This is a genomic window from Kineococcus deserti (genome assembly GCF_050871945.1).
Taxonomy (GTDB): Bacteria; Actinomycetota; Actinomycetes; order Actinomycetales; family Kineococcaceae; genus Kineococcus.
Genome location: NZ_JBJLSI010000021.1, coordinates 63,854 through 87,185, shown reverse-complemented (window position 1 = coordinate 87,185; position 23,332 = coordinate 63,854). Strand labels below are relative to the sequence as shown.

At 71.2% G+C, this 23,332-nt stretch carries 19 protein-coding genes; 5 read left to right on the top strand and 14 right to left on the bottom strand.

All coding sequences use genetic code 11. The annotated features are described in order from the left end of the window. Window positions 1–24: 24 nt before the first annotated feature. The 3 genes from ACRYR2_RS16200 to ACRYR2_RS16190 are packed head-to-tail and all read right to left on the bottom strand — an operon-like array spanning window position 25 to window position 3,163. On the bottom strand, window positions 25–873 hold the full coding sequence (locus tag ACRYR2_RS16200) for a carbohydrate ABC transporter permease (RefSeq protein ID WP_432563920.1): 849 nt from the start codon (window positions 871–873) through the stop codon (window positions 25–27). Beyond that, window positions 870–1,820, bottom strand: a complete 951-nt coding sequence (locus ACRYR2_RS16195; protein WP_432563919.1) for a carbohydrate ABC transporter permease — start codon at window positions 1,818–1,820, stop codon at window positions 870–872. The genes ACRYR2_RS16200 and ACRYR2_RS16195 overlap by 4 nt, the downstream gene beginning before the upstream one ends. Then, entirely contained in the window at window positions 1,817–3,163 is a 1,347-nt protein-coding gene (locus ACRYR2_RS16190) for an ABC transporter substrate-binding protein (RefSeq protein WP_432563918.1), read from the bottom strand. The genes ACRYR2_RS16195 and ACRYR2_RS16190 overlap by 4 nt, the downstream gene beginning before the upstream one ends. A 149-nt stretch (window positions 3,164–3,312) precedes the next feature. Here ACRYR2_RS16190 and ACRYR2_RS16185 point away from each other — a divergent pair, with 149 nt between their 5' ends. Continuing rightward, a complete protein-coding gene (locus ACRYR2_RS16185) occupies window positions 3,313–4,491 on the top strand; it encodes an ROK family transcriptional regulator (protein WP_432563917.1) in 1,179 nt (392 codons plus the stop codon). Between the two features lie 8 nt (window positions 4,492–4,499). Here the strand turns inward: ACRYR2_RS16185 and manA are convergent, their stop codons facing one another. The 10 genes from manA to ACRYR2_RS16135 all read right to left on the bottom strand — a co-directional run bounded on the left by manA (window position 4,500) and on the right by ACRYR2_RS16135 (window position 15,126). Continuing rightward, complete coding sequence (manA, locus tag ACRYR2_RS16180) at window positions 4,500–5,699, bottom strand: mannose-6-phosphate isomerase, class I (protein ID WP_432563916.1); 1,200 nt, start codon at window positions 5,697–5,699, stop codon at window positions 4,500–4,502. After that, entirely contained in the window at window positions 5,696–6,529 is an 834-nt protein-coding gene (locus ACRYR2_RS16175) for a sugar phosphate isomerase/epimerase family protein (protein ID WP_432563915.1), read from the bottom strand. Before ACRYR2_RS16175 ends, manA begins: the two co-directional genes overlap by 4 nt. A gap of 28 nt (window positions 6,530–6,557) precedes the next feature. Continuing rightward, window positions 6,558–7,382: a carbohydrate ABC transporter permease gene (locus tag ACRYR2_RS16170; RefSeq protein WP_432563914.1), complete on the bottom strand. Its 825-nt coding sequence runs from the start codon at window positions 7,380–7,382 to the stop codon at window positions 6,558–6,560. Continuing rightward, entirely contained in the window at window positions 7,382–8,281 is a 900-nt protein-coding gene (locus ACRYR2_RS16165; protein WP_432563929.1) for a carbohydrate ABC transporter permease, read from the bottom strand. Before ACRYR2_RS16165 ends, ACRYR2_RS16170 begins: the two co-directional genes overlap by 1 nt. A 68-nt stretch (window positions 8,282–8,349) precedes the next feature. Next, window positions 8,350–9,672: an ABC transporter substrate-binding protein gene (locus ACRYR2_RS16160; protein ID WP_432563913.1), complete on the bottom strand. Its 1,323-nt coding sequence runs from the start codon at window positions 9,670–9,672 to the stop codon at window positions 8,350–8,352. Between the two features lie 144 nt (window positions 9,673–9,816). After that, entirely contained in the window at window positions 9,817–11,292 is a 1,476-nt protein-coding gene (locus ACRYR2_RS16155) for an NAD(P)/FAD-dependent oxidoreductase (protein WP_432563912.1), read from the bottom strand. 35 nt (window positions 11,293–11,327) lie between these two features. Beyond that, window positions 11,328–12,047 carry a GntR family transcriptional regulator gene (locus ACRYR2_RS16150; protein WP_432563911.1) on the bottom strand — a complete coding sequence of 240 codons (720 nt, stop codon included), beginning with the start codon at window positions 12,045–12,047 and terminating at the stop codon, window positions 11,328–11,330. 177 nt (window positions 12,048–12,224) lie between these two features. After that, window positions 12,225–13,238, bottom strand: a complete 1,014-nt coding sequence (locus ACRYR2_RS16145; RefSeq protein ID WP_432563910.1) for an SIS domain-containing protein — start codon at window positions 13,236–13,238, stop codon at window positions 12,225–12,227. Between the two features lie 72 nt (window positions 13,239–13,310). Next, the gene (locus ACRYR2_RS16140) at window positions 13,311–14,102 is read right to left on the bottom strand and encodes a PfkB family carbohydrate kinase (RefSeq protein ID WP_432563909.1); all 792 of its coding nucleotides are present in this window, start codon (window positions 14,100–14,102) and stop codon (window positions 13,311–13,313) included. 112 nt (window positions 14,103–14,214) lie between these two features. Then, window positions 14,215–15,126, bottom strand: coding sequence for a LysR family transcriptional regulator (locus ACRYR2_RS16135; protein ID WP_432563908.1), 912 nt, complete (start codon window positions 15,124–15,126; stop codon window positions 14,215–14,217). Between the two features lie 121 nt (window positions 15,127–15,247). On the opposite strand from ACRYR2_RS16135, the gene ACRYR2_RS16130 reads away from it, so the two are divergent. From ACRYR2_RS16130 to hglS, 4 genes are read left to right on the top strand one after another with little or no spacing between them, the layout of a single operon-like run. Then, entirely contained in the window at window positions 15,248–16,468 is a 1,221-nt protein-coding gene (locus ACRYR2_RS16130; protein WP_432563907.1) for an NAD(P)/FAD-dependent oxidoreductase, read from the top strand. 40 nt (window positions 16,469–16,508) lie between these two features. Then, on the top strand, window positions 16,509–18,125 hold the full coding sequence (locus ACRYR2_RS16125) for an aldehyde dehydrogenase family protein (RefSeq protein ID WP_432563906.1): 1,617 nt from the start codon (window positions 16,509–16,511) through the stop codon (window positions 18,123–18,125). Further along, complete coding sequence (locus tag ACRYR2_RS16120; RefSeq protein WP_432563905.1) at window positions 18,125–19,273, top strand: Glu/Leu/Phe/Val family dehydrogenase; 1,149 nt, start codon at window positions 18,125–18,127, stop codon at window positions 19,271–19,273. The genes ACRYR2_RS16125 and ACRYR2_RS16120 overlap by 1 nt, the downstream gene beginning before the upstream one ends. After that, entirely contained in the window at window positions 19,270–20,688 is a 1,419-nt protein-coding gene (gene hglS, locus ACRYR2_RS16115; protein ID WP_432563904.1) for a 2-oxoadipate dioxygenase/decarboxylase, read from the top strand. The genes ACRYR2_RS16120 and hglS overlap by 4 nt, the downstream gene beginning before the upstream one ends. A 323-nt stretch (window positions 20,689–21,011) precedes the next feature. On the opposite strand, the gene ACRYR2_RS16110 is transcribed toward hglS, so the two are convergent. Beyond that, window positions 21,012–23,294, bottom strand: a complete 2,283-nt coding sequence (locus ACRYR2_RS16110) for a cell wall-binding repeat-containing protein (protein ID WP_432563903.1) — start codon at window positions 23,292–23,294, stop codon at window positions 21,012–21,014. Window positions 23,295–23,332: the final 38 nt, after the last annotated feature.

Here is a 23,332-nt window from a genome sequence, read left to right as displayed (position 1 = left end):
GTTCTCCCATCAGGGCCGGGCCGGTCACTTGCCGGCACCGGCGGTCAGGCCGCTGGTGATGTAGCGCTGCAGGACGAGCGCGATGAGGACGGGTGGCAGCGCGGCGATGAGGCCACCCGCGGCCATGAGGCCGAAGTCGAGGCTGTAGCGCCCGGTGAACTCGGTCAGCGCGACCGGGATCGTCTTGGCCGTCGGCGAGGAGGTCAGGATGAGCGCGTAGAAGAACTCGTCCCAGGCGCCGAGGAAACCCAGCAGACCCGCGGAGACGAGCCCCGGCCTGCTGAGGGGCAGGACGATCCGGAAGAGCGCCCCGAGCCGGGTGCAGCCGTCGATGAGCGCGGCCTCCTCCAGGTCCACCGGGAGAGTGGCGAAGTAGCTGCTGAGCAGCCACAGGACGAAGGGGGTCGTGAACGAGCAGTAGACGACGATCAACCCTGCACGGTTGTCCAGCAGGCCGAGTCCGGACAGGGCGAGGTAGATCGGGATGACCAGGGCCAGCGGCGGCATCATGTACGTGACCAGCAGGAGCAGCACGGCTCCGCGGCGGAAGCGGAACCGCAGCCGGGCCACCGCGTAGGCGCCGAGCGCACCGCAACCGAGGCTGACCGCCACCGACGCCGCGGCCACGACCAGGCTGTTCACCAGAGCAGCCCGCAGGGCCCCGGCGATGCTGCCCGCGTCGCCGGTGAGGATGTCGCGGTAGCGGGACAGGGTCGGTTCCGACGGCCACAGGTGCATCGGCAGAGCCAGCAGTTCCGCCTGGCTGGACAGGCTGGCCACGACGAGGGCCAGCACCGGGCCGAACACCGCCACGAGCAGCACGGCGGCGAACGCCCAGGTCACGATCCGGTGCACCAGCGGACGGCGGTTCACGACGCCGCCCCGTTCCCCCGGCGCAGCAGGCGCGAGTACACGAAGCAGAGGACGAGGATGCACAGCACGGTCACGTACGCCACCGCCGATCCCAGACCGAAGCGCTGGTTGGAGAAGGCCTGCAGGTAGGTGAAGAACGCGATCGTCGTGGTTCCCGACGCCGGTCCCCCGCGCGTCATCACGTAGATGATGTCGAACACCTTGAACGCCTCGATCGTGCGCAGGACCAGCACGACGCCCACCATCGGCATCAGCAGCGGCAAGGTCATGTGCCAGAACCGGCGCAGGGCACCGGCGCCGTCGAGGGCCGCCGCCTCGTAGATGTCGTGCGGGACCGCCTGCAGGCCGGCGAGCAGGAGGATGGCCACGAGCGCCGTCGACTTCCAGGTGTCCGCCAGTGCGACCACGAACAGCGCCTGCAGCGGACCACCGATCCAGTCGTGGTACTGGTCGATGAGGCCCAGGTGGCTCAGCAGGCCGTTGAGGTAGCCGTACTGGGAGTTCAGGATCCAGCGCCACATGTTGGCGTTGACGATGGTCGGCAGCGCCCAGACGAGCACCACGGCGCTGCGGAACAACCACCGACCGCGCAGGGGCTGGTTGAGGAACTGGGCGACGGCCAGTCCCAGGACGAGCTGCAGCCCGGTCGAGAAGACCGTGAAGAGGGTCGTCCGCCACAGGGTCGACCAGAACGCCGGATCGCTCAGCAGTGCCGCGTAGTTGGCCAGCCCGACGAACGGGGCGGTCTGCTGGACCGAGGAGTTCACGTCGAGCGTGCTCAGGACCAGGGTGCGGCCCAACGGGTACAGCACCACCCCCAGGACGACCAGCACCGCGGGCAGCATCAGCAGCAGTGCGAGCGGCGCCTGGCTGCGGTCCCGGCGCAGACGGCCCGGGTGCCGCTGCTCCTGCGTCCGGTCTTCCACCGGGACGTGCGTGGTCGTCATCCGCCGATCACGTCCGTGGCCTGGTTCGCCGCGTCGTCCAGCGCCTGCTGCGGCGACCGCCGTCCGAGCAGGGCCTCCTGGAGGCTGGCCTGGAGGATCTGGCTCACCGCGTTGTAGTCCGACACCTGCGGGCGGCTGACGAGGTTCTCGTAGCCGGCCCGGTCGACGTCCACCATCTGCTCACGACCAGCGCGCAACTCGTCGGTGTAGGCCGACGACCACACCGGCAGCGAGTTGTCGGCGTGGGCGAGCTGCTGCTCGGGGCTGGCCAGGAAGGCGGCGAGGTTCCAGGCGGCGTCGGAGTTCTTCGAACCCACCGTGACCGACAACCCCATGCCCCCGTCCACGGCCGGGTTCTGGCCGGTCGGGCCGGCCGGGGAGACGGCCATCGTGAGTTCGCCGACGTGGGGCGTCTCGGCGGGGTCCTTCGACGCCGCGTAGACGTAGTCCCAGTTCAGGCCCATCGCGGCCTGGCGTTGCAGCAGCGCCTTCTTGACGTCGTCCTCGAGGGACTTGGTGGACGCCGGATCCGTCAGGCCCTCCTGCAGGGTCATCACCATCCACTCCAGTGCGGTCACGGCCCCGCCGGAGTTCCAGGCCGGTCTGCCGTCCTCGTCGAGGAAACGCCCGCCGAACGCCCCGAGGAGCTGGGTGTAGTCGCAGATCAGCGCTTCGGACTGCGACCAGCTCCAGCTGAACGGGTACTCCACGAGCCCGGCCTGCTTGAGCGTGCGGGCCGCCTGGACGCAGCCGTCCCAGGTGGCGGTGCTGTCCACCGCGACGCCCGCCTCGGCGAGCATCGGCCCGTTGAAGAAGAAGGCTTTGCCCCCCGGCAGCCACGGGAAGCCCCAGCGACGGTCCTGGTAGGTGACGGTGGCCAGTGTTCCGGCCAGCAGGTCGGAGTTCTCGGCCGCCGTGAAGCGGTCGGTGACGTCCAGGACCATCTGCTTGTCCGCCAGCTCGGCGGTCCAGATGCAGTCGACCAGGATGACGTCGTAGGTGCCGGCCGGCGCCGAGATGACGATCTTGTCGTGCAGTGCCTCGTAGGCGACCAGCGTGTTCTCGACGGACCACCCCGGGTTGGCTGCCTCGAAGGCCGTCGTCATGGCCTCGATCGCCTCGGCGTCGTACCCCGCCTGCTGCATGAACAGCGTGCGCAGCGTCCCGCCGTCCTGGTCGGCGTCACCGTCCCCGCCTCCCGAGGTGCCGGGCACGGCGCACCCGGCGGCCACGGCCAGGGTGCCGAGCGACCCGAGGCCGAGCAGGTGCCGCCGGCTGAGGGCGGCCGTCGAGCCGGCGGCGCTCGCCGACCACGGGCTCGGCAGCAGTCGTCGTTCAGGCATTTCCTTACCTCCTGGAGTGGCTCCACGTCGTCGTGGAGGAAGGGCTGGGAGTTCGGCAACTTAACTAACCGCCAGAGGGCGGGTCAAGGGGGCGGCGCGTTACGATCACGTGTCGGCGAACGGCCGGACGAACTGCGGAGGAGTGCCTGATGCCAGCACCGGCCACGGGCTTGACGGCCAGCGCCCGCGCCGTGCTCTCGTACACGGCCCGGTTGGGCCAGATGACCCGTCCCGAGGTGGCCGAGGCGCTGTCGCTGTCGAAGCCCACCGTGTCGGCGGCGGTCAGCGATCTCGAGGACGCCGGGTTGCTCACCCTCAGCCACACCACACGGGGCGCCACCGGCCGCTCGGCGTCGGTCTACCGACTGGCCCCCACCTCCGGGTACGTCCTGGGCGTCGACGCAGGGGTCACCCGGGTGCGCCTGGCTGCGGCTCGACTCGACGGGACGGTGTTCTGGGAACGCGACCACGCCCGTCGGGGCGCGAGCCGCTCCAACCTGGGGTCCCTCACGCAGTCGGTGGTCAACCACGTCTCCTCCGCCACCGGGGTGCTGGGCGAGGACGCCGGAGCGCTGCGGGCCGTCGCGGTCGCCGTTCCGCACAGCGTCGTCCGCACGCTCGAGCACGAGTCCGTCCCGGCCGAGGGCACTCCCGGCGACGTCGACGTCGCCCTCATGCGGACGGCGCTGCGCGCAGGCCCGGTCCCGGAGACGGTGCCCCTCAGCATCGAGAACAACGTCAACTGCGCGGCCCTCGCGGAACTGCACGAGGGCTGCGCGCGGGGACGTTCCCACGTGGTGGTCCTGCAGGTCGGCGTCGGGATCGGCTGCGGCATCATCGCCCGGGGCCAACTGCTGACGGGCGCCAGTGGCGTGGCCGGGGAGGCCGCGATGCTGCCCTTCCCCTGGAGCCCTGGCGCGACGACCGAGTACGAGGGGCTGGAGCACCACCTCGGCTCCGAGGGCCTGATGGCCCGCGTCCGCGCCTCCTGGACGGGAGGCGATCCGCCGAAGGACCCTAGTGAACTGTTCGCCGCGGCGCGCCGGCGGGACGGCACGCAGGCACGCGCCCTGGTGGACGAGCACGCCCACGAGGTGGGGCGCCTCGCGCAGGCGGTCGTCGCCCTCCTCGACCCGGGGCTCATCGTCCTGACCGGTGGCGTCGGCGCCAACGAGGAGATGCGCGCGGGCGTCCAGACCGCCGTCGACGAGCTGCCGTGGGGCACCCGCGTGGTGTGCAGCGACCTGGGACGCAACGCGACCCGCATCGGGGCGACGCGCCTGGCCGTCAGCAGCTCGCTCGAGGAGCTGCTGCGGCCCGGTCGCTGACCGTCAGGTCACCTGCCCACGGTCGCCGCGAAGGCCAGCACGCCGTCCGGCCCTGCCAGCAGGTGCACGCTCCCCGTGCCGGCGGTCAGCAGGAAGCTGTCGCCCCGCGCGGCCTCCACGGTCTCCTCGTCCGAGCTCACTGTCGCCGTCCCCCGCACCACGAGCAGGACCACCGGCCCGCGCCGCTCGACCTCGAACGACTGCGGGTCGGCGCTCTCCAGCCGCTGCAGCTGGAACTCCCCGACCGGCACCTGGAACACCTGGTTGCCCTCGGCGCGCTGGGCCGGGACCACGCGGTGAGGCGCGGACGCCACCGGCTCGACGATGCGCAGCAGTTCCGGCAGGTCGACGTGCTTGCTCGTCAGACCCCCGCGCAGGACGTTGTCGGAGGTCGACATGACCTCCACCCCGACGCCCTGCAGGTACGCGTGCGGAGTCCCCGCGTCCAGGAACACGGCCTCACCAGGGGCGAGGTCCACGTGGTTCAGCAGGGTCCCGACGGCGATCCCGGGGTCGCCGGGGTGGTGCTCGGCCAGCAGGCGCACGACGGAAGCCGTGACGTCCTCACCGGGTGCCGTCCCGGCCGCGGCGACCAGGTGCCCGACGAGGTCGTCCACCTCGGGTCCTCCCGACAGCAGCTGCGAGAGTGCACCGCACAGCGCTCCCGCCCGGTCGTCCCCGGAGAGGACCTCGTGCAGCCGGTCCCAGGCGGGCAGACCGTTGCCCGGTTCCCCCAGCAGGGCCAGCAGGTCCGAGCGTGCAGCGGCGGGTTCGCGGAACCCGGCGAGGGCGCGCATGTTCCCCACCGCGACCATCATCTCGGGCTTGGCCTGCTCGTCGACGTAGTTGCGTTCGCGCGCGGTCCTGGGGATCCCCCGGGCGTCCTCGTCGGCGAAACCCGCACGGGCCTGCTCGGGAGTGGGGTGCACCTGGACCGACAGGGGCCGGCCGGCCGCGAGGACCTTGAGCAGGAACGGCAGTCGCTCGCCGAACTGTTCCGCCACCTCCTCGCCCAGGACCCCGCGGGGGTCGGCCGCCACCACGTCCGCCAGCGTTCCGCCGCCGACGACCGGCGTCGGGAATCCCGGGTGGGCCCCGATCCACAGCTCGGCCTCCACCGCGTCGGTGACCGGCCGTCCCAGCAGGTGGGAGATCCCGCCTCGCGTGCCCCAGTCGTAGTTCCGGATCCCCGGCGCCAGGACGATCACGCGGGAACCGCCTCCAGGAGGGGGCGCACCCGTCGCAGACACCGCTCGAGCGCCGCGCGCGGATCCAGGGCGTAGTCGCCGTCGCCGAACAACTCGAACGTCATCCAGCCACTGTAGCCGTTGCGGGAGAGAGCGTTCAGGATCTCCTCCAGGGGCAACCGGCCCTCGCCCCACACCAGGTGCCCGGCGGGGTTGCCGTCGATGAGGTGCACGTGGCGGACACCGTCGATGCCGAAGGCGGCCACGTAGTCGTCCACCGTCTCCTCCGCACAGGCCATGGCCACGGTGTCCAGCGCCACGCCGAAACCGGCGATCCCCACGTCGTCGAGCATGGCCCGCAGTTGCCCGGTGGTCTGGATGAGGTTGGACTCCCGACGCTGCAAGGGCTCCAGGACGCAGTCGATCCCGCGGGACGCGGCGTGCTGGACGATCTCGCGCAGCGATTCGGCCGAACGGCGCCACGCGTCGGCCACCGGCTCGTCCTCGTACCCCCGGCCGGGCGTGAGGAACAGCAACGGGGATCCCAGGTCGGCCGCGATGTCCGCCGCCCGCCGGAACAGCGCGACGCTGCGACGGCGCAGGTCGTCGTCCCCCGAGGCGATGTTGACCGGGTAGACGACCTGCTCGGGGGTCAGGCAGCGGACACGCAGGCCGTGGCCGTCCAGGACGGTGCGCAGCCGCCGGACGTCACCGGCCGATGCGGCATCGACCTGCAGGTGCGGAGCCACACCCCAGATCTCGACGTCGGGCAGCTCCAGATCGACCATGTCCCGGCAGAACCGTTCGAAGCTGGTGTGCTGGTAGCTGAAGTTGGATCCGGTGATCCTCACGCGTTCACTCCTTCTGGGGTCGTGGTGGTCACTTGCCGATCCCGTCGGCCAGACCGCGGATGAACCAGCGCTGACCGGCGAAGAACAGCACGACCATGGGCACCGCTGCGATGGTCATCCCCGCGAAGACCACGGGGTAGTCGGTGCCGTGCCGGGCCATGAGGTTCGTGAGCCCCACGGGCAGGGTCTGGCTGCCCGCACCGCTGGTGAAGATCATCGCGAACAGGTACTCGTTCCAGGCGAAGAGCACGTGCAGGATGACCACGGAGGCCATGATCGGCTTGCACAGGGGCAGGATGATCCGCCAGAAGGTGTAGGCGTGGCTGGCACCGTCGATGCTCGCCGCCTCGTCGATGTCCTGCGGGATCGACACCATGTACGAGCGGATCAGGAAGGTGGTGAAGGGGATGCGGAACGCGGTGTAGAGGATCACCAGCGCCCAGACGCTGTTGTAGAGCCCGAGGCGCTGGAACATCTGCACCAGCGGGATCAACGCGACGGTGGGCGCGAGCATCAGCCCGGCGAGGACGACGGCGGTGAGGGGACCCTCCAAGGGCACCCGCAGGCGGGTGAGGCCGTAGGCGGCCCACGCGCTGACCAGGGAGGTGGTGACCGTGGACACCACGGTGACGAACAGACTCGTGGCGAGGTAGTCGCTCACGCCGCGCTGCCAGGCATCGACGAAGTGCTGCAGCCCCCACTGGGTGGGCAGGGCGAACGGGTTGCCGAACAGCTCGCTGTTGGTCTTGAACCCGTTGAGGGCCATCCACACCAGGGGGTACAGGACCACCAGGGCCAGGCAGCCGAGCAGGGTCCACACGCAGGTGCGGGCCAGGTAGCGGCTCGCGGTCATCAGTACTCCACCTTCCGTCGGCGGTTGACCGCCAGTTGCGCCAGCGCCACCAGCAGGGTCAGGACGAACACGACCACCGCGATGGCGGCGGCGTAGCCGAAGTCGTTGCGCACGAAACCACTGGCGTACAACCAGGTTCCGAGCACCTGGGACGAGTTGTTGGGCCCGCCGGAGGTCATGACCATCACCTCGTTGAACACCTGGAAGGCGCCCGAGACCGTGACGATGACCATGAGCGAGGTCATCTCACCCACCAGGGGAACCGTCATCCGGAAGAACCGCCGGAACGGGCCGACACCGTCGAGCGCAGCGGCCTCCAGGATCTCACCCGGAATCCGCTGGATCGCCAGGCTGAACAGCAGGACGCTGTAGCCGAAACCCTGCCACTGGCTCATGGCGATGATCGCCCAGATCGCGGTGCCGCTGTCCCCGAGCCAGGCGTGCTCGAGCCCGTCGAGGCCGAGGGAGGACAGCATCGCGTTGAGCAGCCCGAGGTTCGGTTCGTAGATGAAGTAGAAGAGCAGGCCGGCCACCGTGATGGAGATGGCCGACGGGACGAAGTAGATCGCCCGCAGTGCCCGCCTCCACCGCTCGCTGCGCAGTCCCTCGACGAGGGCCGCGAGCACCAGGGCCGCGAAGACCTGCAGCACGATCGAGACGACGGCGTAGGCGACGTTGTTGCGCAGCGAGCGCCAGAACACCGGGTCCTGCACCATGTGCTGGTAGTTCTCGGCGCCGACGAAGGTGAAGCTCCCGTTGTAGATGTTCCACTCGAGGAAGCTGAACCCGAGGTTCTGCGCCAGCGGCAGGTAGACGAAGACCCCGAGGACGGCGAGGGCCGGCAGCACCCACACCAGGCCGGTGACGCGCCGTCGACGGTAGCTGCGGCCGCGCTGGATCGCCGGCGGTGTGCGCGGCGCAGTCGTCGGCGGACTCGCGGGCCGGGTGTCCGTCGGCGCCACCCTGCTCACGCCTTCGCCGCCGCGGACGCCTTCTGGACGCTCTCCAGGACCTGCTCGGGCGTGCTGTCACCGTTGACGAGCGCCTCCACGCCGGCCAGCCAGGCGCTGGCGACGTCGGGCACGGTGATGGTGTCCAGCCACGGCACGACCTGCGAGGCGTCGTCCAGCTGTTCCAGGGAGGCGGCCACGGCGGGGCTGGCGGTACCGGCCGCTCCCACCACGGTGCTGGGCTGCCCGTACGGCGGCGCCGACAGGACCTCGGCGTTCGCCTTGCTCGTGACGAACTTCATGAAGTCGACGGCGAGGGCGGCCTGGTCGGACCGGCTGTTGACGAAGTAGCCCTCCGGGGCGCCCTCGATCGCCTCCGGATCGCCCTTCGCGCCCGCCGGCACGGGTAGTTTGAAGAACCCGAAACCGTCCTGCGCCAGCGGCGTCCCCTCGACGGACGCGGTGTTGAACTCGATGATCTCCTGGTAGTACATGGCGGACTGCCCGTCGGACAGCTTCTGGATCGCCGTGGTGTACAGGACCCCGTTCGACTGCGCTCCGGTGTCGGTGCACTGGTCGACCAGCTGCTTGAACTGCTCCATCGAGGCCACGTACCCGGGGTCGGTCCACGAGGCCGTCTCGGGGTCGAAGTCCGCCGTGAGGGTGTCGTTGGGCACGTTGTAGGCGAACAGCTGCTGCAGGTAGTGCAGCCCCGGCCAGCCGTCCTGGTTGCCGAACGAGATCGGCTCGATCCCCGAGGACTTGATCGTCGCGCAGTCGGCCAGCAGTTCCTCGAACGTGCTGGGGATCTGCAGGCCGAGGTCGGCGAAGACCTTGGTGTTGTACCCCATGAACTTGGCGTCGGTGTAGAGCGGGATCCCGAAGTACTTCCCGTCCTTCGCGAACGCGTCCAGCATGGGCTTGCTGAACGTCTGCCCCCACTCGGTCGACGGCCCGATGACGGGTGTCAGGTCGGCCGCCAGTCCGTTGCTGGTGAAGTCGTTCGCCCAGTTTCCCGTCCACGTGAAGTAGATGTCCGGCAGGGCCTGCGAGGCGACCAGCGTCTTCGTCTTGTCCTTGACGCTCTGGTCCGTCTCCTGGATGAGCGTGACGTCGACGTCGGGGTGGAGCTCCTCGTACTGCGCGGCCAGGTCGGTGAAGTAGGGGGCGAGTTCGGCCTGGCCGAACTTGGTGAGGATGCTCAGTTCCCCGCTGTACTCCACCGGCGCGGTGACGTCGGCCTCGGCGCCGCCGGAACCGGAACCGCCGCCGCAAGCGCTGAGCCCCAGGGTTGCGGTGAGGCAGGCCGCGGCGAACGCCAGACTTCTCTTTCCGGGCATGGTTGACCTCCAGGTCGGGGGAATGGCGAGCTCGGGGTGTTTCCGAACGGCGGCCGGGCAGGCCGTGCCGGACGGGCGAAGGCTCGTGGGCCCGATCGTCCTACCCGGGTGTTTCAGGAACGTTCCACCGCGGTGACGTTCCGGTCACCGGTGAGTTTCGGGCACCGGGTCCGGGTGCGGAGTCTCCTCCGGGACGTGTTCCGGACTCGGCATCAGGCTGGTCAGGGCACGGGTGACGGGGTCCACCGGCCGGTTGCGGATCTCCAGGGCGTTGCGCCGGACGATGGCCGCGCGGACGACCTGTGCGCCGATGAAACGCACGGGTTCGGGCACGACGGGAACCGGTCGTGCGCCGGCGAGGCGACTGCGTCCCCACTCGTCGTCGATGCCGAGCAGGACGCTGGCCAGGATGCGCGAGCCCACCGGGATCTGGGCCAGGGCGGTTCCGTTCCAGCCCACGCAGTAGTGGACGTCGGGGTGCTGCTGCAGGGTTCCGATCACCGGGACGTGCGTCGCGACGCAGTCGATGGCACCGACCCAGTCGTAGCTGATCGGAACATCGGCCAGCGAGGGGTAGAGGCGGACCAGCTCGGCCCGGGTCCCTTCGACCAGGGCCGGGTTCCGGTTCGAGCGTGCCGTGAGGTTCCCCCGGTACACCGGGTGCCCGGTGCCGCGCCCCAGCAGCAGGCGGCCGTCGACGGTGCGCTGGTAGTACAGGACCTGCTGCTGGGAGTCGCAGATCGAGGCGCCGTTCTTCAGCCCGAGGGCGTCCAACCGGTCCGGGATGGGGGCGGTGACGATCACCTGGCTCTCCACCGCGTAGGTGAACCTGTTGATCTCGGGGATCGCGGCGGCCCAGGCGTTCGTGGCCAGCAGCACCTTCTGCGCACGGACGCTGCCGGCCGGGGTGGTCAGTCGCGGACGGGGGCCGGGACCGATGGCGGTGACCGGCGTCCGCTCGTGGATGCGCACGCCCCGCTCCAGCAGGATGCGGCGCAGACCGCGGACCAGCTTCCCCGGGTGCAGGGATCCGGCGCGTTCCTCCACGACCCCCTGGTAGGACGACGACGTCCCGGTGCGGGCGAGCATCTGGGCGGCGTCGAGTTCGGTGTAGACGTCGAGCCCGGCGGCCCGGCTGCGGGCCACCGCGGCGTTCCAGGCACCCTCCTGCGCCCGGGAACTGGCGCCCCACACCCAGCCGTCCAGCCGCAGGTCCATGTCGAGACCGTCCTGCTGCAGGGCCGCCAGTTCCTCGATGGCCTCCACCGAGGCCCGCGCCAGCCGCACCGCCTCCGCGGCACCGACGACCGCTTCGAGGCGGTCCAGGCTCTCGCACCAGCTGTGGACCTGTCCCCCGTTGCGTCCGGAGGCGCCGGCCCCGCAGACCTCGGCCTCCAGCACCACGACGTCGGCGGTGGGGTCCAGCTCGGTGATCCGGTAGGCGGTCCACAACCCGGTGAGACCGCCGCCGATGATCGCGATGCCCGCATCGATGTCGCCGGCCAGGGCGGGCAGGTCCTCCCCGAACTCGGGCACGGTGGTGTCGAGCCAGTAGGCGCGGTCCTGCGGGGAGGTGGTGACGGGCGGGGGCAGGGTGAGGCTTGCGGAGCGTGCGGTCATGGGGACCTCTTCCGGGTTCCGAGCCCGCACCGCGGTCAGCGACGCAGGACGTTGAAGGTGAAGGTGTCGCCTCGGTGGTAGTCCTGGGCGTGCAGCACCCGTCGACCGCTGACGGTGATCGCGGTCTCGGTGATGAGCAGCCAGGGGCCGTAACCTCCGAGGTGGTACTGCTCGCGGACGTGCTCGGGCAGGTCCACGGCCTGCAACCGGGCGGCCGAGGACACCGGCAGGTGCCCCTGGGCGGCCAGGACGTCGGTGAGCGAGCCGGTCCAGTCCAGGTGCCGGGCCGGGCCGGGGATGCACGAGGTGGGGATGGTGTCCAGGCTGTAGATGAGCGGCTCGTCTCCGTCGGACCGCAGCCGCTCCACCCGCACGACGCGCTCGCCGGCCTCCAGGCCGAGCGCCTCCACCTCGGCGGCGGTGGGCTCGTCCTCGGCCACGGACAGCACCATGGTGCGGCTGGAGCGGCCCAGGCTGGCGAGCATGCGGGTGATGGACTCGAACCGGGTGATGGGCCGGTCCACCGACAGGCTGCCCAGGGAGGACAGGAACCGGCCACGCCCGGGTTCGACCTGGACGAGCCCCTCCTGCTCCAGGAGTTTCAGCGCCTCGCGGGCGCTGCTGCGCCCGACGTCGCACAGCTGGGAGATCTCCGCCTCGCTCGGCAGCCGGTCGCCGGGCTTGAGGCCCTGGGCCCGGAACAGCTCGATCAGCTCGTCGCGCACCTTGCTCGCCAGCGGCCGTTTGTCCGGCACCTCGTCCTCCTCCGTCGGGAAGGACGACGCTACTGACCTCCTCAGCCTCTTCACCGATGGCCTGCCGACGGACGGGGTGCGCCGGGCACGCCGTCCGTCGGGTGCGACCCCGTCCTGGACGTCGTGCACGGCTGCCTCCTGGTGGTCCACCGGGACGTGGGACGGCTCGACGGCCGCTCAGTAGTCCAGTCGGCGGTAGTAGCGACGGGTGGTCAGCGGGTGGTCGCGCAGCACCTCGAGGTGGGCGCTGAGCCGTTCGAAGGCGGTGGCCAGCAGGACCGGCGACAGCAGCGCGCGCAGCTGCGCCGGAACGCCCGGGAGGTCGAAGTCCGCGGTGTCCAGGACGAGCACCTTCTCGGTGTGGTCGGGCACGAACTTCTCGACGCGCTCGGCCAGCGGACGGGTCTCGTCCTCGCCCTTGCAGACGATGACGCTGACCCCGGCCTCGACCAGTTCCAGGGTTCCGTGGAAGAAGTCCGAGGCGTGCACGGGGCGCGTGCGGATCCACTGCATCTCCTCGAGGATGCACATGCCGTAGTAGTACGCCTCGGGCCAGACCGAACCGGCGCCGGTGATGATGTGGTACGGCTCGTCCTTGATCGTCTCGGCGATCTCGGCGGCTCGCGGCTCGAACGCGCGCTTGACCTCGACGAGCTGTTCCGGCAGCGCCCGCAGCGCCGCGACGGTCTCGGTCCAGCCGTCGTACTCCCCGCGCAGGTGCATGACGCTCAGCGCGATGAGCAGCGTCTGCAGGTAGTACGACTCGCTGGAGGTGTCGTCCTCGACGAAGTTGGTGAAGTTCACGTCGGCCAGCTCGGCCATGGGGGTTTCCGCGTGACCGGTGAGGGTGACGACCTTGGCGCCCTTGGCGCGGCAGAACTCCAGCGCCTCGATCGCCTCCTTCGTGGTACCGGACAGCGAAGGCATCACCACCAGCGAGTTCGCCCCGAGGTGGACGTTGTCGCGCACCACGAGCTCGGCCGCCATCTCCACGTGCACGGGGAACGTGGAGCCGGTCTGCAGCAGGCGGGCCGCGGGGTGGGTCAGCAGGGTGACCCCGCCGGCGCCGAGGAAGAACAGGTTCTCGGTGCCCGCGGCCAGCGCGTCGGCGACCGTCTGGTGCAGTTCGTCTGCCAGACCGACTGCGCCGGACTGGATCCGCACGAAGCGTTCGACGTCGAAGTTCAGCATGTTCCTTCTCTCTGGTGAGCGGCACCGGCCGGGCCGGTGGCGGTGGTGCGGAAGGTGCGTCGGAAGGTGCGTTCAGGTGGTGGAGGGTTCCTGCGGCCAGCCCGCCACGTGCGTGCAGGTCACGGCTGCCCACTCGGCCCCGGCGCGCAGGGCCGCCGGGACGGTCTCCCCGGCCACCCGCGCGGCGGTGAACCCGGCGATGAACGAATCACCGGCGCCCGTGGTGTCGACGACGTCGACCGGGACGGCGTCCTGCCGCCACTCGGTGCGCCCGTCGGTGGCGTACGCCCCGGAGGAACCGCAGGTCGCGACGGCGAGCCGGGCCCCGCCGGCGAGGGCGGCGCGGGCCGCGGCGGGAGCGGCGGACGGATCGTCCCCCACGGACAGGAACGCCACGGTCAGCCCGTCGTACCCGTGGCTGACGGCGCAGTCCTGGCTGATCGGCACCGCGCTGCGGGCGCGCAGTTCCTGCCGGATCCGCGGTGCCGCACCGGTCATCCCCAGGTGCACCCAGTCGCAGGTGGCCAGGAGGTCCAGCTCGGCCGTGGACGGCATGAAGTCGGTCGTCACCCCGAAGTCCTCCCGTTCGAAGGTGCGTTCCCCGTCGGCGGCGACCTTGATGAGCGTCACCGCGGTGTCGCCCGGGTCGAGCCGGACACCGCAGGTCGACACACCCTGCGCCGCAACAGCTTGCCGGACGATCCGGCCGTCGCGGTCGTCCGCCACCGCGCCCGCGTAGTGGACGTCGTGGCCGTGCCGGTGCAGTTGCACCGCCACGTTCAGCGCATTGCCGCCGACGTAGGTCTGTTCGACCTCGCCGAGGTAGCGGTCGATCGTGTTGTCTCCCACGACGCCGATGGTCATGGACCCTCCCGTCTGATGACCGGGCAACCTGTCAGACAGGAGACTCGCCGCGCAGACAACGTTTGTCAACGGGTTCGCGCGAATTCGCCCCAGGTTTGCCCGCGCCGGCGGGTCAGCCCCGCTGCGGCAGGGCCGAGGCCACCGACCGCAGGACCTCCGTCAGGGCGTTCACCGTCGGGCGTTCGGCGTCGGCGCGGTGCCGGACCAGCAGGATGCGCCGCTCCAGCAGGTCGCTCAGCTCCACCACCCGGGCCGGCACGGTCGTCAGCTGCCGCATCAACGGCGTCACCGGGGTGGCGCCGAGCCCGCGCGCCGCCAGCAGCAGGGCCGCCGAGGTGTCCGTCACCTCGTGCACCACGTCCGGCTCGAAACCCGCCAGCCGGCACGCGCTGCGGACCGCGCGACCGAACGGCGTCGCCTCGGGGGTGAGGATCCACGGCCACTCCCGAGCGTCCCGCAGGTCGATGCGACCGGGACCTCCCGCGTCGCCGGCGACCGCCAGCCCGAACCGCTCGGTCCGCAGCGGGACGAGTTCGGTGTCGGTGTCCCGCGGCATCGGCGCGTGCGGGTAGTCCACCCCGAAGGCCACGTCGACCTCACCGCGACGCACGGCAGCCGCGGTGTCGTCGACGCCGATCTCCCGGCTGCTGAGCCGCAGCCCCGGGTGCTTCTCGCGCAGGCGCAGCACCAGCGGCGCCAGCAGCGCCGCGGCCGTGCTGCCGAAGACGCCGATCGTCAAGCGCCCCCGCACCTCGGTGGAGGTGGCGCGGGCCGCCGCCAGTGCGGCTTCCTCCGCACGCAGCACGCCCTCGGCCTGCTCGGCCAGCACGCGGCCGGCGTCGGTGAGCCGCAGACCCCGCCCGAACCTCGTCGTCAGCGGGCGCCCGACCACCGCCTCGAGACGAGAGATCTGTTGCGAGACAGCCCCTGGCGTGTACCCCAGGTCCTCGGCGACAGCGGCGATCGTCCCGCGGCGAGCCAGTTCGACGAGCGCCCGCATCGGCACCCGGCCCAGTTCCTCCACCCGCGGAACGTACCGCGCCGGACCCCGACAGTTCACGGTTCCTGCCGAATCGTCGTCACGAACCGTCGCTTGTCGTCCAGCCCGAACTCTCGCCATCCTCCTGCCAGGAAGGGAGGTCACCGTGGCACCGCAGTCCCGAACCACCGGCTCGGCCGGTTTCCCCGCAGCCGCCGACGAGGTCGACGTGATCGTCGTGGGCGGCGGGGTCGTCGGCGCGGCGAGCGCCTACTGGCTGGCCCGCGCGGGAGTTCAGCGGGTGGTCCTCGTGGAACGCGACGACCTCGCCGGCGGCTCGTCGGGCAAACCCCTCGGCGGGGTCCGGGCGGTCTTCTCGCAGCAGGCGAACGTCGAGCTGGCTCTGCGCAGCCGTGAGTTCTACCGGACGTTCACCGAGCGGACCGGCCGCGACATCGGCTGGCGGAACCTGGGCTACCTCTTCGCCCTGCGCACGGTCGCCGACGTGACCGCCTACGAGGCGAGCGTCGAACTGCAGAACTCCCTGGGTGTCCGCAGCCGCATGGTCAGCCCGCGGCAGGCGCACGCCCTGTCGCCCTACCTCGATCCGGACCGGCTGCGCGCCGGCGTCTGGTCCCCCGACGACGGCATCGTCCGGCCCCGCGACGTGGTGCGCGGGCTGGGCGCGGCCGCGGCGGGCCTGGGCGTCCAGGTCGTCACCGGAGCGGAGGTCGTCGGCCTCGACGCCGTCGGCGGTGAGCGGGCGGCGGTGACGCTGGCCTCGGGTCACCGGTTCACGGCGCAGGCCGTCGTCTGCGCCGCCGGGGCGTGGTCGGCCCGGCTGGGCGCCATGGTCGGGGTCGACCTGCCGGTCGTCCCGCGCCGACGGCAGATCGTCGTGGGCAGTCCCCGGCGACGGCCGCCCGGCCCCGCCGCGGGAGTCGTGCCCTTCACCATCGACCAGTCCACGACGGCCTACGTCCACTCCGGCCCCGGCGACAGCCTGGTGCTGGGGTGGGCCGATCCAGGCCAGCCGGACGGTCACGACCGGACGGTCACCGACGACTGGCACGACGGCCTGCGCGAGGCCCTGCGGCAGTTCGCGCCGGCGCTGGCCGGGATCGACCTCACCGACGGGTGGACGGGCTGGGCGGGGTTGTACGAACTGACCCCGGACTGCAACGCCCTCGTCGGGCAGACGCACGCACCGGGTTTCCGCTTCCTCTACGCCACGGGGTTCTCCGGGCACGGACTGCTCCAGGCTCCGGCCGCCGGCGAGTGCGTCCGCGACCTCTACCTGGACCGGGACCCCGTCGTCGACACGGCGGCGTTCGCGGCGGACCGGTTCGCCCGCCCCGCCGCCCGCACCGAGATCGGCATCATCTGACCGCCCGCGCACCCGCTGCGCGGCAACGAAAGGCACGGACATGACCATCGCAGCCACTCCCCTGGTGATCGGCACGGACGGTGCCGCGCTGCGCCGCACCGTCGAGCAGGCGCTGCGCGCCTGCGGTGTGGACCTGGCCCGGCACCCCGACGGAGCCGGCACCCTCGACGTCAGCAGCCCGGTGACCGGCGACGTCGTCGCCACCGTCCCCCTGGCCGCCGCGGGCGACGTGGAGTCCGCCATCGCCGCGGCGGACGAGACCTACCGGGCCTGGCGCCGGGTCCCGGCGCCCGGGCGGGGCCGGCTGGTCCGCCGGCTCGGCGACCTCCTGCAGGAACACCGCTCGGTCCTGGCCGACCTCGTGGGCGTCGAGGTCGGCAAGATCCGCTCCGAGGCGCTCGGCGAGGTGCAGGAGATGATCGACGTCTGCGACTTCGCCGTGGGCCTGTCGCGCCAGCTGGGCGGACTGACCATGCCCTCCGAACGCCCCGGTCACCGGCTCATGGAGACCTGGCACCCCGTCGGCGTCGTCGGCGTCATCTCGGCGTTCAACTTCCCGGTGGCCGTCTGGGCGTGGAACACCGCGCTCGCGCTCGTGTGCGGGAACACCGTCGTGTGGAAGCCCTCGGAGCGGACTCCGCTGACCGCGCTGGCGTGCTCGGCGCTGCTGGACCGCGCCGCGCGGGAACTGGACCTGCCCGCCGGGCTGAACACGGTGGTGGTGACCGACGCGGCCGGCGCCGCGCGGGAACTGGACCTGCCCGCCGGGCTGAACACGGTGGTGGTGACCGACGCGGCCGGCGCCGCGCCGCTCGTCGACAGCCCCCGCGTCCCGGTCGTCAGCGCCACCGGCTCCGAACGGCTGGGCGAGGCCATCGCCCCGCGCATCGCCGCCCGGTTCGGGCGGGCGATCCTGGAACTGGGCGGCAACAACGCCGCCGTGGTCACCCCGTCCGCCGACCTCGACCTCGCGGTCCGGGGCATCGTGTTCGCCGCCGCGGGGACCGCCGGGCAGCGCTGCACCACGCTGCGTCGCGTCATCGTCCACGAGTCCGTCGCCGACGAACTCCTGGAGCGCCTCCGCGTGGCCTACCGATCGCTGGCGATCGGCGACCCCTTCGACGAGGGCACCCTCGTCGGTCCGCTGTTCACCGCATCGAGCTTCGAGCAGATGCAGTCGGCCCTGGCCGAAGCCCGCGCGGACGGTGGTGTCGTCGTCGTCGGCGGCGAGCGGGTGCCCACGAACCACCCGGGGGCGTACTACGTCGAACCCGCCGTGGTCCGCATGCCCGCGCAGACCGCGGTCGTGCGCCGGGAGACCTTCGCCCCTCTGCTCCACGTCCTCACCTACACCGACTTCGAGGAGGCGATCTCCTTGAACAACGGGGTCCCGCAGGGGTTGTCCTCGGCCGTCTTCACCCGCGACCAGCGCGAGGCCGAACTCTTCCTGTCCTCGGAGGGATCCGACTGCGGCATCGCCAACGTGAACCTGGGGACCTCCGGCGCGGAGATCGGCGGAGCCTTCGGTGGCGAGAAGACGACCGGTGGCGGGCGGGAGTCCGGATCCGACGCGTGGCGTTCCTACATGCGCCGGGCGACCAACACGGTGAACTACTCGCGCGACCTGCCGCTCGCGCAGGGTGTGAGCTTCGGGTGATGCTCGACGACTTCTCCCACGTCGACGACTGGGGACCCGAGAAGGTCGTCACCGTCGCCGATCCGCGGATCGGGATGCGGGGCGTCCTGGTCATCGACAACTCCGCCCGGGGCCTGGGCAAGGGCGGCACGAGGATGTCACCCACCCTCACGATCGCCGAGGTTTCCCGGCTCGCCCGCGTGATGACCTGGAAGTGGGCGGCCGTCGACATCGGATTCGGGGGCGCCAAGGCGGGCGTCCGCTTCGACCCGTCCCACCCGGACAAGGAACTCGTCCTGCGACGGTTCGTGCGGGCCCTGTCCAACGAGGTGCCCAGCGAGTACGTCTTCGGCCTGGACATGGGGCTCACCGAGCACGACGCCGCCGTCATCGCCGACGAGTTGCGCGACCCGAGGAGCGCCGTCGGAACTCCCTGCGAGATCGGTGGCGTGCCGTACGACCAGTGGGGCGTCACCGGTCACGGTGTCGCCCAGTCCGCCGCGGCCGCCGTCGGCTGGAACGGTGGCCAGATCGCGGGCAGCGCCGTCGTCGTCCAGGGTTTCGGCGCAGTCGGGGCCGCCGCGGCCCAGCGCCTGGACGAACTCGGCGCCCGAGTCGTCGCCGTGTCGACCTCCGTGGGCGCGGTCCACGACCCGGACGGACTCGACGTCGCGGCGCTCACGGCGCTGCGCCGCGCCCACGGCGACCACCTGGTCGAGCACCTCGGCGGCCCGGTGCTGCCCGCCGGTGCCGAACTCCTCCTGGACTGCGACGTCCTCGTCCCCGCGGCGACCCAGGACGTCGTCGACGAGGACCTCGCCCACCTGCTGAAGGCCTCCGTCGTCGTCGAGGGCGCCAACCTGCCGGTGACCCGACCGGCGCAGGACGTCCTGCGGGAGCGGGGAGTCCTCGTCGTTCCCGACTTCATCGCCAACGCCGGCGGGGTGATCGCGGCGGCGTTCGCGATGGACGCGCAGGGCACCGTCTTCCCCGTCGAACGGGCCTCGGTGCTGCAGGCCGTGTCGCAGCGCCTGGAGGCGGGCACCCTGTCCGTCCTGGAGGCGGCGGCCCGGCAGGGAGGCACCACGCACGAGGCCGCCCGCCGCATCGCCCAGGCGAGGGTGCGCGCGGCGATGGACAACCGAGGAATCCCGAGGAGATCGTCGTGACCGTTCCCACGTGGCAGCTGCGCGCCCGCTTCGCCGTGGCGCTGGCCGAGATGTACGGCCGCGAGGTGCCCGCCTACACCACGCTCGTCGAGGTGTCCCGCCTCGTCAACGCCGACCACGTCGCGGCCCACGGTGAGGCGGCCGAGCGCCTCGGCAGCATCGACCGGGTGACCGCCGAGCGGCACGGCGCCATCCGGGTGGGTTCCCCGCGCGAGATGGGTCAGGTGGCGAGGGTCTTCGCCGCCTTCGGCATGCACCCGGTGGGTTTCTACGACCTGCGCGACGCCTCCCGCAGTTCCGTTCCGGTGGTGTCCACGGCGTTCCGCCCCGTCGACCCCGCCGAACTGGCGAAGAACCCGTTCCGCGTCTTCACCTCCCTGCTGACGACCGACGACCGGCGGTTCTTCGACGCGCCGACGCAGCGCCGCCTGGAGGAGTTCATCGCGGCGCGCCGCCTGTTCGGCGACGACCTCCTCGAGCTGGCCGACACGGCCGCGGCGGCGGGCGGCCTGCCCCCGGCGGAGGCCGAGCGCCTGCTGGAACTGGCGACGGCGGCGTTCCGGTTGTCCGACGAGCCGGTCGAGCGGGACTGGTGGGACCACCTCGAGCGGATCTCCTCGGTCGCCGCCGACATCGGTGGTGTGGGTTCCACCCACGTCAACCACCTCACGCCCCGCGTCCTGGACATCGACGACCTGTACCGGCGGATGCAGGAACGCGGCATCACGATGATCGACGAGGTGCAGGGTCCGCCGGCGTGGGAGGGCCCCGACGTCCTGCTGCGGCAGACGTCCTTCCGCGCGCTCGCCGAAGGGCGCTCGTTCCGGCTGGCCGACGGCAGCATCGAGCCCGGCGAGCTGAGGGTCCGCTTCGGCGAGGTCGAGCAGCGCGGCATCGCGCTCACCCCGCGCGGCCGTGACCTGTACGACGCGATGGTCGCGGAGGTGGACCGCCGTCGCGCCGCCCCCGGTGAGACGCGCCCCCGCACGGACGTGGCGCGCGACGTCTGGCGGGAACGGTTGCCCGTCGACGAGCACGGCCTGGCCCGCGAGGGCCTGGCGTTCTTCACCTTCTCGGCGGTCCCCGGGGTTCGGCTCGAGCGGGAGACCTACGACGTGGGTGAACTGCTCGACCTCGGCGCCCTCGTCGCCGAACCCGTCGTCTACGAGGACTTCCTGCCCCGCTCGGCCGCCGGCATCTTCCAGTCGAACCTGGCCGGCGAGGGGACCCGCGACGACGAGCAGACCGGAACGGCCTGGGACGCCGACCGTCTCGGCCAGGTGATCGGGAGGGTCGTCCACACCCCGTTCGACCTCTACGCGGCCCAGCAGGACGCCTCGCTCGAGGCGGCGGCCACCGCCCTGGGCGTGCGGATCACCTCCTCCGGGCCCGTCACCACACCGTCCCGGCGGTGAGGGTCGCCGCTCACTCCCCCGTGATCGTGCACGAGCCGGTCCCGCGCAACGGAACCTGATCGAGCAGGGTTCGTACGTGGTCACGAGGGGGTGAGCGGGCCGGAAGCGGACGTACTGCCGGTTCCGCCGTCCGACGCCACGCCATCGCTCACTCGACGCCCGCCAGCGGAAGAGCTGTTGTAGATACCTTGAAGCAATAGATCGGCCACACTCCAAAGCGCCTGCGGGCTCCCACGTCAGTCGACGTGGGAACCCGCAGGAGACTGAGCCACGCTCATCCGCTCACCTGGATCATGGATGCCGGGTGGCCGAGATCATCACCATCAGGAAATGGTGACCGCTGTGTCTGCCACCTTCACGGTCGGGTTGGCCGCGTCGAAGACGCCACCAGTGATGCGAACGGATCGCCCAGCGATGCTGGACACCTGAGGCGGCCCGCCGTACTCGACCAGCAGGGTATCGCTCGCGGAGCGAGTGCCGACGTAGAAGTTGATCGCGATTTCAGGGTTGCTGCCGTCACTGAAGAAACCGGTGACCGATCCTGACACGACGACGGGCGCGTCGAATGTCAGCGTGATGCTGTCGTCGACGTGGCTGAAGGCGTCGTTGCTGGCGTAGTCATTGGTGAATGCTGCGCTCTGGAGGTCCACCGGGATGACCGTCGCCCCGGTAACGCTGTTCGACGCTGCGCTTGCCCCAACGACGTTGTTCGCGACCACGGTATAGGTGTATGGGGTGCCGGGCGTCAAACCGGTAATGGTCGTCGATGTACCCGATGCAGCCTCCGTACGCGGAGTTCCTGTCGCACTCGATCCCGCGTACACATTGACGGTGTAGTCCGTGACGGCGCTGCCGCCGTCACTGGTCGGCGCCACCCAGGTGAGGGCCTGCGTCGTACCACCCACTGCACCGAGAGCGAGGCTCGTCGGCGCTCCCGGGACGTCGAAGGTGGTCTCCGTCACAGAGCTGGACTCGGCACTGGTACCGGTGGCGTTCGTGGCGACCACCGTGTAGGTGTACTCCGTGCCAGGGGTGAGCCCAGTCACCGTGGTGCTCGTGCCTGCGGCCGGGACCGTTTGAGCGGGCGTCCCGGTCGCCGCGGGGCCGGCGTACACATTGACGGTGTAGCCGGTGATGATGCTTCCCCCGTCGCTGGCCGGGGCGGTCCAGGACAACGCCTGAGTAGTTCCTGCAGTCGCGCCGGCGGTCAACGCCGTCGGTGCACCCGGTGCGCTGGTCGCGGTGGTGAAGGCGATACGAATCTCCGCGGTGGCATTGCCCGCGAGGTCACGCGCCTGGACGACAGCGACGTAGCTACCACCCAGCGCCAGGTTCGTGCTCGGGTTGAACGACAGGGTCGCACCGTTGAAGGTGGTCGTTCCGGCAACGGGCGCATTGGCGTTGCCCACGTCGAGGAGCGCGACGGTCGTCGCGGACGCCGACAGGACCTCGCTGAAAGCCAGGTCGAGGTTGGCGCCAACGGGGACACCAGTCGCGCCGTCCCGGATGGACGACGACTGGAGGTTCGGAGCGGTCGTGTCGGGCGCCGGGACCTCAGGAGCTGTCGTCTCCGTGACGTCGGCGATCGTCTGCACGACCTCGTCGCTGACGACCGCTCTACCGCCGAAGACGACAGCCTTACCGGTGAACTGATCGGAGTTCTCCTCCAGGTACTGCTGCGTGGCCGCGCCCAGGGTGGTGACTCCTTCTGCGAGCAGCAGGGGCGACTCCATCCGGGCCAGCGCAGGTCCCGCGGTCAAGGCGTCGGCGAGGTCGTCACCGTTGGCGCCGTTGCGGCCCACGGCCACTCCGAACCCGGTCCCGGTGAAACCTGCTTCTTCAACGGCGAACTGGGCGATCTTGGTGGCGGTCTCATACCGGTCCGAACCCTCGATGCGCGTTCCGGCGCCAAGCTCGGTAGCGGTCTCCTCGCTGATCGCAGACTCCCCACCGAGCACCACCACCTCGGCGTCGGGGTAGGCCGCCAGTGCACGCTCAGTCGCTTCGGGCACCGCATCGCGAGCGGTGAGCAGTACGGGCCATCCCAACGCTGCGGAGACGGGAGAGACGGTAGCTGCGTCCACGGCACCCGCGGCAACGAACACCACGTCGGGGTTAGCGTCCTCCACGGTGCCGGCGAGCAGCGCCGCCGTCTCGTACCGGTCGCCGCCAGCGGCGCGCTGCACGGCGTAGTCTTCCGCCAGCAGGTCCTCGACGGCAGGGCTGATAACCGCGTCGCCACCGGCGAGGATGACGCGCTCGGCGCCAAGGCGCTCCAGCTCCGCGGCCGTCGCGCCGGGCAGTGCGCCCGGTTCGGTGAGGAGTACGGGCGCGTCGTTGGCACCGGCGACGAACGCGGACGCCAGGGCGTCCACCGTCGACGTTCCGCTGGCTAGCACGACGGTCTGCGACTGCCCGTCGGGGAAGTTCTCCGCCGACACTTGCGCAGCGGTCTGGTAACGGGATTCACCGCCGACGCGCGTCAGTTCGAGGCCGGGTGCAGCGTTCGCGGACAGCGGCGTAGCGAGAGCGACGGCACTGAGGCCGACGAGGGCGGCGACGCCTGAACCGACACGGCGAGTGGATCGCCGGGTCACGTTGGTCATGGGATCTCCAGGTTCGGTGTGGCTGGTCGTTGCGAGAT